This window comes from Actinomadura sp. GC306 (assembly GCF_004348665.1).
GTDB lineage: Bacteria > Actinomycetota > Actinomycetes > Streptosporangiales > Streptosporangiaceae > Spirillospora.
Genome location: NZ_SMKM01000260.1, coordinates 1 through 9,526 on the forward strand (window position 1 = coordinate 1; position 9,526 = coordinate 9,526).

A 9,526-nucleotide genomic window follows, 5' to 3' on the forward strand; every position below is an offset into this window, starting at 1 on the left:
CCCCTGACCCGCCCCGAGTGCCGAGGCGCGGCGAAGAGGCCGGGGGGCCGCGAACGAGACATCCGGCCAGACGAAGTCTTTCTGTGCCAGAGGGGCCGCCCCGGACAGGAAGCGGGTGGGACGATGGGCGCTATGCCGGATCCATCTGCCGCACCACGGCACGAGGCGCTGGTCGAAGAACTCCGCACGGTCCGCGAGCGCGGCCTGTTACGGCTCCGGGACGTCCCCCTTCCCGCGTTGGCCGCCGCGGCCACCGCGGCCGGCCTGCCCGTCGGCGACGACATGCTCCCCTCGTCGATCCTCCGCCTGATCGGCGACGTGGTCGAGCGGCTGGACGGCTCACTGGCCACCGCCACCGCCTACACCCTCGGTGTCGCCCCGGGCACCAGGGACTGGACGGCGCACGACCGGAGGCGGCGCGCGGCGCAGGTGTACGGCGTCAGCGTCGAGCGGTTCCGCAAGTCCCACGAGCGGATGCTGCTGGACAACGCCGCCCAGGAGATCCTCGCGTTCTGCGCGACGGAGACGGTCGAGCCGCGCGCCGCCGCCCCGGCGGGCGGCACCCCCGCGGTGTTCGCTCTTCCGGGCCGTGACCGGGCGCGCCGCCAAGGCAGCCTCACCCTCCTGTGCCGTCCGGTGGAGACCCTGCGGGCCATCGACGTGGTCGTCTCGTCCGAGAACGTCTACCTGCAGATGTCGAAGATGTACCAGTCCTCGCTGTCGGGCACACTGCGGAACGCCGCGGCCCGGAGGGACGAGGCCGGAGCACTGACCGACGACGTGCTCCAGCGTGAACTCCAGGAGTGGCTGGACCGGCGGGGGCGCTCCGGCGGGGCGGTCGCGCCGGGCACCGTCGTGCCGACGGGCCCCGGAGAGCTCGCTTCGCAGGGGGTCCGCCGGATCTACCACGCCGCCGTCGCCATTCCCCGGCCGCACTCCTACGGGTACGTGATCGAACCGGGCGGGGTCGTCCGGGCGGTGCACCAGGTGTTCACGCTCATGCGGAAGGAGCGGGAGCAACACGAGCCCCCGCTTCGCTCGGTCTGCCTGCCGCTGTTCGGCGCGGGACGCGGCGGCCTGTCCGTGGACACGAGCTGGTCGTACCTGTGGGCCGCTCTGGAGGGTGAGCTGTCCCACCGGGACGTGCCGGACGTCTACCTGGTCACTCACCGCGAGGAGGCCAGACGGACCGTAGCGGACGCTCTGCGCGGCCTGGGGGCGGTCGAACAGGTGGATCCGGCTTCCGCCGGCAACGGCCCCGCTCAGTAAGGGGTACCTGAAGTACACGCCGCTCCGCCTCCGCCCCGGCACGGATGGTCGCCATCCGGTCGTCCGCAGGGCGTACCCCGGTCCCCTTCCGGCCAAAGTCAGGCATGTCAGTGAAAGTAGGTTGACGCTGCACTTGTTTAGCTGACTAAATCTTTTCGTCAGGCAAGACGTACATGGGGGTCAAGATGAGACGCGAGTGCGAGAAGTGCCACCGGACGCTCCAGGACTGCCAGGGCTGCAACGGGGGCCGGCCCGGCAGCACCGTGCTCGGCGACCGGCGCACCTGCAGCCAGTGCCGGAACACCGGCCAGGTCTGCCCGACGCACGAGGGCCACTGGAAGAGGTGACGCGATGACGGCCTTTCTGATCGTCACCGCCCTGGTGCTGCTGGTCGGCTGGCTGATTTTCATCCAGGTGACCGCCAGGCAGCAGTTGGAGGTCGCCACGCCGTTGCCGCCGGCAGCGGCGAGGGAGATCGTCTTGGAGTCGTTCGGCTTCGCGTGGAGCCAGAGCCACGGACTCGGCACCGACAACTTCCGGCCCCGCATGCGGATGCACAGGCCGACCATCTCGATCGACTACGAACCGGCGGAAGGGGGCGGCTGCTTCGTCCAGATCTGGGTGTCGGCGTACACCAAGCAGGCGGGCCTGTGGCTCCACGCCCACCTGTGCTGGAGGAAGAAGCGCTACGTGGCTCGCAGGCTCATGCGTGCGGAAACGGTCCTCATGGCCGCGTCGTAGTACTTTGCGGCGCGAGTGCTGACCGGCGGCTCTCCCTCAGTCGGGGAGGGCCGCCGGTTCTGTGCGTCGTTCAGAGGTTGATCATGTGGCCGGCGAGGCCGTGGACGGATTCCTTGATGGCCTCGCCCAGGGTGGGGTGGGCGTGGACGTTGCGGGCCACCTCGTTGACCGTCAGGTCCCATTGCTGGGCCAGGGTCAGCTCGGGCAGGAGCTCGGTGACCTCCGGGCCGATCATGTGGGCGCCGAGGATCTCGCCGTACTTCTTGTCGCTGATCACCTTGACGAAGCCGTCGCCCTCGCCCATGCCGAGCGCCTTGCCGTTCGCGCTGTAGGGGAACTTGGCGGTCTTGACGTCGAAGCCCTGCTCCTTCGCCTGCGCCTCCGTCCAGCCGAAGCTCGCGACCTGCGGCTGGCAGTAGGTGGCGCGGGGGATCATCACGTAGTCGAGCTCCATCGTCTCGGCGTCCCCGATGGTCTCGGCCGCGACGACGCCCATCGCCTCGGCGGCGTGCGCGAGCATGAGCTTCGCGGTGACGTCGCCGATGGCGTAGATGTGCGGGACGGACGTGCGGCAGCGGCCGTCCACGTCGATGGCGCCGCGCTCGGTCAGCCGCACGCCGGTCTTGTCGAGGCCGTAGCCCTCCACGTTCGGCTGGAAGCCGATCGCCTGCAGCACCTTGTCGGTCTCGATGACCTGCTGGCCGCCGTCCTTGCCGGTGACGGTGACCTTCACCTTGTCGCCGGAGTCGTCGATGGCGTCCACGCGGGTGGAGGTCAGCACGTCCACGCCGAGCTTGCGGTACCGCTTGGCGAGCTCCTTGGAGACGTCGGCGTCCTCGTTGGGGACCATCCGGTCGAGGAACTCGACGATCGTGACCTTCACCCCGTAGTTGTGCAGGATGTAGGCGAACTCGACGCCGATCGCGCCCGCGCCCGCGATGACGATGCTCTCGGGCAGCTCGGAGCTGAGGATCTGCTCCTCGTAGGTGACGACCCGCTCGGACAGCGACGTGCCCGGCAGCAGCTTCGTGTGCGCGCCGGCCGCGATGATGCAGTTGGCGAAGGTCACCGTCTCGCTGGAGCCGTCCGCCCGGTCGACCTGCAGCGTGTTCGGGTCGGTGAACGTGCCCCGCCCCTCGTAGGACGTGATCTTGTTCTTCTTCATCAGGAACTGGACGCCCTTGACGAGCTTGTCCGACACCTGGCGGCTGCGCCGGTGGGCGACGCCGTAGTCGAACGAGACCCGCCCCTCGACGTTGATGCCGAAGGTCTTCTGCTCCTGCGTGAAGATGTGCGCCAGCTCGGCGTTGCGCAGCAGCGCCTTAGAGGGAATGCAGCCGACGTTGAGGCAGACGCCGCCCCAGTATTTCTCCTCGACGATCGCCGTCTTCAGCCCGAGCTGTGCCGACCGGATCGCGGCGACATATCCACCCGGGCCCGCGCCCAAGACCACGACGTCAAAATGTTCGCTCATATCTAAGGACGATATTCGCGCCGGGCGGTGCTCGCATCCCGCGTCGCTCGGCGGAGTGCCGCGGAGCGTCGCGGAGAGGCCGATGTCACGTGCTGTTAGTGTTTCGGACGCCTCCCGGCGGTCAGGGAACCGGGGAGGCGGGGCGGCGCGGACGGCGCCAGCCCGGAGCCGCTCCGGCCGGAGTGCCGGCGGCGTTCCAGGAACAGCAGCCTGTCGCGGTGGTGGAACATCGTGCCCCGGCCCGGTCGTTGTCTTCGTTCTGAGCCGAGCAGAGGAGAAACAGGAGTGCGGATCCCGAAGCGCGTCAACACCGTCCTCGACTGGATGGAGCAGCACTACCTCGCGCTCGGGGCGGTCACCGTGCTGGCCGTCGTCGCGCTGGTGGCCCTGCTCGTCCCGTCCTCGGTGGGCATCCCGGCCGCCTTCTTCCTGCTGGGCCTCGCCGTCGGCGGCTTCACCGTCCACGTGCGGTCGAGCCGCCGCGTGCGCCGGGCCCGCGCCGAGGTCGACAACCTGCTCCGGGAGAACGGCGCGCTGCGGCACCGCAACACCGTCCTCGCCAGCGGCGTGATCACCCGCGAGGCGCAGGAGACGCAGGCCCTCATGTCCATCCCCGAGGACGACCTGCTCCTGGACCCGCCCGCCGCGGACGAGCCCGCCCAGCGGACCGTCTCGCTCGACGAGCTGCTGGACGGCGACCCGCAGACCACCGACGAGCTGCCCGAAGAGGCGGTGGAAGCGCCCGCCGGTGACGCGGAGGGCGCCGCGGAGGCCGACGGTGACGGTCCGCGGGAGGACGATCCGCAGCGCACCATCGTCCTCGGCGAACTGCCGGAGAGCCTCGTCGGGGAGGCCGTGAAGAACTCCAGGAAGGCGTGACCGCGCGGTACCCCTGGGTGACCGCAAGCGCGTAGGCGACCTGGAGTTCGGGACGCTCACCGGCTACATGCTGGGCGCCGGGCTCGTCCTCGGCATGGACCTGCTCCTCAGCGAGGAGGCGATGCACGGCTGGGGCTGGCGGATCCCGTTCCTGATCGCGCTGCCGCTCGGCCTCGTCGGCCTCTATGTCCGGAACCGCATCGAGGACACCCCGTCGTTCCGGCGCATGGAGGAGGCGGGCAAGAAGTCCCAGTCGCCGCTGAAGGACACGCTGACGCACTACTGGCGCGTCATCCTGATGCTGATCGGGATCGTGTTCCTGCTGAACGTCGCGGACTACACGCTGCTGACGTTCATGCCGTCCTATCTCGTCGACTACCTGGACATGAACGACGAGACGGCCCAGGTCACCACCATCGGCGTCCAGGCCGCGATGCTCACGGTGATCCTCCCCCTGGGCGCGCTGTCGGACCGGATCGGCCGCAAGCCGCTCCTCGTCACCGCCGCGGTCGGCTACATCTTGCTGGCCTGGCCCGCGTTCGCGCTGATGCAGACCGAGAGCCCGTTCGGCGTGGCGGCGGGCTACCTCATCATCGGCGGCCTGCTGGTGCTGCTCCTCTCGGTGATCGCGGCGACGTTCCCGGCGATGTTCCCGACCCGCGTCCGGTACGGGGCCTTCGCGATCGGCTACAACATCTCCACGTCGCTGTTCGGCGGGACGGCCGCCGTGCTGATCGGCTCGCTGATCGACTGGACGGGCAGCAACTACATCCCGGCGTTCTACATCATGCTCGCCGCCTGCGTGGCGCTGTACCCGATCCTCAAGATCCCGGAGACGGCCGGGGTGCCGATCGACGAGGCCGGAGAAGAGCACCTCCCGGAACCGGCGGGCTCCGGGGCGACGTAGCCGGCCGCGAAGCGCATTCCGGGCGATCCTTCCTCATCCGCCCGTGGGACTCCTGCCGACCTGACGGATGGGTGCGACTTGTGTGGCGCCTGGGTCAAGAAGAGGTTCGGCATGGCCCGTTGCGATCAACTGATTACCGTCTGTAGCTTCCCTCTTGGCCGGACACCGGCCCCTCCTGACACGACGGCGACGAATCGGTGGTGTGCACGTGACCGAACAGCAGGAACGCCAGCAGCAGATGAGCCTTGGCACGGCGGCGGCACGGAACCTCGCGACGACGACGAAGTCCGTTCCGCAGATGCAGGGCATCACCTCGCGTTGGCTGCTGAAACTGCTGCCCTGGGTCCAGGCGTCCGGCGGCGCCTATCGCGTCAACCGGCGGCTCACCTACACCCTCGGGGACGGACGGGTGACGTTCGTGACCACCGGCGCCGACGTCCGGGTCATCCCGCGCGAGCTGGGGGAGCTGCCGCCGCTGCGCGGCTATGACGACGACCTCACGCTGGACGCGATCGCCGGGCGGTTCACCCAGCAGGAGTACGAGCCCGGCGACGTCATCGTGGAGCGCGGCCGTCCCGTCGACCGGGTCATCCTCGTCGCGCACGGCAAGCTCAACCGGATCGGCGCGGGCGAGTTCGGCGCCGACGCCGTGCTCGGCACGCTCGCCAACGGCGACTTCTTCGGCGAGCAGGCGCTGCTCGGCACCGAGGAGGGCGCGGAGCGGGAGGAGTGGGAGTACACGGTCAAGGCCGTCACCGCCTGCACGATCCTCAGCATGAGCGACACCGACTTCCAGGAGACGCTCGGCCAGTCCGCCTCCCTGCAGGCGCACCTCGACGAGTACCGGGCCAGCCCCCGGCAGGAGCACAACGAGTACGGCGAGGCCGCGATCGAGCTCGCGGCCGGGCACGAGGGCGAGCACGTCCTGCCCGGGACGTTCGTCGACTACGAGGCCGCCCCGCGCGAGTACGAGCTGAGCGTCGCGCAGACCGTCCTGCGCGTGCACTCCCGCGTCGCCGACCTCTACAACGAGCCGATGGACCAGGTCGAGCAGCAGCTCAGGCTGACGATCGAGGCGCTGCGCGAGCGCCAGGAGAACGAGCTGATCAACAACCGCGACTTCGGGCTGCTGCACAACGCCGACCTGTCGCAGCGCATCCACACCCGCGGCGGCCCGCCCACCCCCGACGACATGGACGACCTGCTCGCCCTCGTCTGGAAGGAGCCGGCGTTCTTCCTCGCCCACCCGAAGGCCATCGCCGCGTTCGGGCGCGAGTGCAGCGCCCGCGGCGTCTACCCCGAAGGCATCGACGTGGGCGGGCACCGCGTCCCGGCCTGGCGCGGCGTGCCGATCTTCCCGTGCAACAAGATCCCCGTCAGCCGGACCAAGACCAGCTCGATCCTGCTGATGCGCACCGGCGAGCAGGCGCAGGGCGTGATCGGCCTGCACCAGGTCGGGCTGCCGGACGAGTACCAGCCCGGCCTGTCCGTCCGCTTCATGGGCATCGACGAGAAGGCGCTCATCTCCTACCTGGTCAGCGCCTACTACTCGGCCGCCGTCCTGGTGCCCGACGCGCTCGGGATGCTGGAGTCCGTCGAGATCGCCCACGGCGGTGCCGGGGAGTGACACCGCCCCAGGAGGCTCCGGGCGGGCGGCACGCCCTCGGCACGCGCGCCGCCCGCAACCTCGCCACCACGACCAAGTCCGTCCCGCAGATGCAGGGCATCAGCCCGCGGTGGCTGCTGCGGCGGCTGCAGTGGGTGGACGCGGGGACGTACCGGGTGAACCGGCGGCTCACCTACCGGCTCGGCGACGGCCTGGTCACGTTCGTCAACGACGGCGCCGCGGTCCGGGTGGTGCCGCCGGAACTGGCCGAGCTGCCGCCGCTGCGCGGGCTGGCCGGCGCGGACGTCCTCGACGTGCTCGCCGGCCGGTTCGAGCAGCGCGAGTACGGCCCCGGCGAGACCATCGCGGCGGCGGGCCGTCCGGCCGACGCGGTCCACCTGGTCGCGCACGGCAAGGTCGCGCTGCGCACCCCGGGGGAGTACGGCGGCGAAGCCGAGGCCGGCATCCTCGCCGACGGCCGGTTCTTCGGCGACCGGGTCCTCCTCGGCGCCGACGAGGAATGGCCCTGCACGTTCCGAGCGCTGACCCCCACCACCGTCCTGACGCTCACCCGTGCGGCGATCGAGGAACTGACCGGCCGGTTCGACATGCTGCGCACCCACCTGGAGGCGTACCGGGACGCGCCCGACCCACCGCGAACGGCGCACGGCGAGGCGGAGATCGAGCTCGCGTCCGGGCACGACGGCGAACCCGACCTGCCCGGCACGTTCGTCGACTACGAGGCATCGCCCCGCGAGTACGCGCTGAGCGCCACCCAGACGCTCCTGCGCGTCCACTCCCGCGTCGCCGACCTCTACAACGGGCCGATGAACCAGGTCGAGCAGCAGCTGCGGCTCACCGTCGAGGCCGTGCGCGAGCGCCAGGAGCACGAACTCGTCAACAACCGCGACTTCGGGCTGCTGCACAACGCCGACCTGCGGCAGCGCATCCAGACCCGCGGGGGGCCGCCGACCCCCGACGACCTGGACGAGCTGCTGTCGCGGCGCCGCAAGTCGCGGTTCCTCCTCGCCCACCCGAGGACGATCGCGGCGTTCGGCCGGGAGTGCACCCGCCGGGGGGTGTGCCCGTCCGTCCTGCAAGTGGACGGCCCCGGCGGGACGCACCGGGTGCAGGGATGGCGCGGGGTCCCGATCTACCCCTGCGACAAGATCCCGATCACCCCGGCCGGGACGAGCTCGATCCTCGTGCTGCGCACCGGCGAGGACGACCAGGGCGTGATCGGCCTGCACCGCACCGGGATGCCCGGCGAGGTCCGCCCGGGGCTGTCGGTCCGCTTCACCGGCATCGACGAGCGGGCGGTCCTCACCTACCTGGTCAGCGCCTACTACTCGGCCGCGGTGCTGGTGCCCGATGCGCTGGGCGTCCTGGAGAACGTCGAGATCGCCCGCTAGGAAAGGTGACGAGATGCCCGTCTGGGGAGACGACCCCGCCGTCCTCCGCTGCGACCACCGCCCGGACACGACCGACCCGCTACCGGCCGACTCGGAGCCGGCCGGTCCGGGTCCGGGCGACCTGGGGATGACCGGCCTGGGCACGGCCGGCCCGGGTCCGGACGGCGGCCGGCGCTCGGACGATGACCCCCGGACGGGCCGCGCCCGCACGGCGGCCGAGGTCCTCGGCTGGAGCCGCCGCCTGCTCGACCCCGCGCTGCGGGACGCGGTCGACCGCATGCCGGACGCGGTGCGCGACATCGCCGCGTTCCACTTCGGCTGGCGCGACGAGCGGGGCCGGCCGGCCGACGGCGGGGGCGGCAAGGCGATCCGCCCCGCGCTCACCCTGCTCGCGGCGGAGGCGGTCGGGGGGGCCGCCTCCGCCGCGCTGCCCGCCGCCGTCGCGATCGAGCTGGCGCACAACTTCTCGCTCCTGCACGACGACGTCATGGACGGCGACCTCACCCGCAGGCACCGGCCCACCGCGTGGACCGTGTTCGGCGCCAACCCCGCGATCCTGGCCGGGGACGCGCTGCTCGCCGCCGCCTTCGAGGTCCTCGCCGACGAGCCGTCCCCGCTGATCCCGCGCGCCGTCCGCACCCTCGCCCAGGCCGTCCTGGAACTGGTCGCCGGGCAGAGCGCCGACCTGGCGTTCGAGGAGCGCTCCGACGTGACGCTCGACGAGTGCACGGCCATGGCGGGCCGCAAGACCGGCGCGCTGCTGGGCGCCGCATGTGCGCTCGGCGCGACCTACGGCGGCGGCACCACCGGCCAGGCCGCCCGCCTCCGCTCCTTCGGCGAACGACTCGGCCTGGCCTTCCAGCTCGTGGACGACCTGCTCGGCATCTGGGGCGACCCCGGCATCACCGGCAAACCCGTTCACTCCGATCTGCACAGCCGCAAGAAGTCCCTGCCGGTCGTCGCGGCCCTCACCTCCGGCACCCCCGCGGGCGCCGAACTGGCCGACCTGTACTTCGCCACCGGCGACCTCACCGCCGCCGACGCGTCCCACGCCGCCGCCCTCGTAGCCGCCGCCGGCGGCCGGACCTGGGCCGCCACCCGAGCCGCCACCCTCCTGACCGAAGCCGACACCGACCTGACCGCCTCCGCCCTCCACCCCACGACCACCACAGAACTCAGAGCCCTGGCCCACCTGATAACCCACCGCACCTACTGACACCCACCCCACGCCCTAACAC

General features: G+C 71.2%; 9 protein-coding genes. 8 read left to right on the top strand and 1 reads right to left on the bottom strand.

Features of this window, described 5'->3' with window-relative positions:
* The first annotated feature begins 132 nt into the window (after window positions 1-132).
* From E1200_RS27045 to E1200_RS27050, 3 genes are all read left to right on the top strand, one after another.
* Window positions 133-1,269, top strand: a complete 1,137-nt coding sequence (locus E1200_RS27045) for a hypothetical protein (RefSeq protein WP_131954897.1) — start codon at window positions 133-135, stop codon at window positions 1,267-1,269.
* A gap of 185 nt (window positions 1,270-1,454) precedes the next feature.
* Entirely contained in the window at window positions 1,455-1,616 is a 162-nt protein-coding gene (locus tag E1200_RS34005; protein ID WP_165950475.1) for a hypothetical protein, read from the top strand.
* A gap of 4 nt (window positions 1,617-1,620) precedes the next feature.
* The gene (locus E1200_RS27050) at window positions 1,621-2,010 is read left to right on the top strand and encodes a hypothetical protein (RefSeq protein WP_131954898.1); all 390 of its coding nucleotides are present in this window, start codon (window positions 1,621-1,623) and stop codon (window positions 2,008-2,010) included.
* 70 nt (window positions 2,011-2,080) lie between these two features.
* On the opposite strand, the gene lpdA is transcribed toward E1200_RS27050, so the two are convergent.
* The gene (gene lpdA / locus E1200_RS27055) at window positions 2,081-3,484 is read right to left on the bottom strand and encodes a dihydrolipoyl dehydrogenase (RefSeq protein WP_131954899.1); all 1,404 of its coding nucleotides are present in this window, start codon (window positions 3,482-3,484) and stop codon (window positions 2,081-2,083) included.
* A gap of 285 nt (window positions 3,485-3,769) precedes the next feature.
* Between lpdA and E1200_RS27060 the strand changes: the two genes are divergently transcribed.
* From E1200_RS27060 to E1200_RS27080, 5 genes are all read left to right on the top strand, one after another.
* Window positions 3,770-4,363 (top strand): hypothetical protein, encoded by a 594-nt coding sequence (locus tag E1200_RS27060; RefSeq protein WP_131954900.1) that lies wholly within the window; start codon window positions 3,770-3,772, stop codon window positions 4,361-4,363.
* 67 nt (window positions 4,364-4,430) lie between these two features.
* Window positions 4,431-5,270 carry an MFS transporter gene (locus tag E1200_RS27065; RefSeq protein WP_131954901.1) on the top strand — a complete coding sequence of 280 codons (840 nt, stop codon included), beginning with the start codon at window positions 4,431-4,433 and terminating at the stop codon, window positions 5,268-5,270.
* 238 nt (window positions 5,271-5,508) lie between these two features.
* On the top strand, window positions 5,509-6,897 hold the full coding sequence (locus E1200_RS27070; protein ID WP_131954902.1) for a family 2B encapsulin nanocompartment shell protein: 1,389 nt from the start codon (window positions 5,509-5,511) through the stop codon (window positions 6,895-6,897).
* Complete coding sequence (locus E1200_RS27075) at window positions 6,894-8,288, top strand: family 2B encapsulin nanocompartment shell protein (protein WP_243708855.1); 1,395 nt, start codon at window positions 6,894-6,896, stop codon at window positions 8,286-8,288. The genes E1200_RS27070 and E1200_RS27075 overlap by 4 nt, the downstream gene beginning before the upstream one ends.
* A 13-nt stretch (window positions 8,289-8,301) precedes the next feature.
* Window positions 8,302-9,504: a family 2 encapsulin nanocompartment cargo protein polyprenyl transferase gene (locus E1200_RS27080; RefSeq protein ID WP_243708856.1), complete on the top strand. Its 1,203-nt coding sequence runs from the start codon at window positions 8,302-8,304 to the stop codon at window positions 9,502-9,504.
* Window positions 9,505-9,526: the final 22 nt, after the last annotated feature.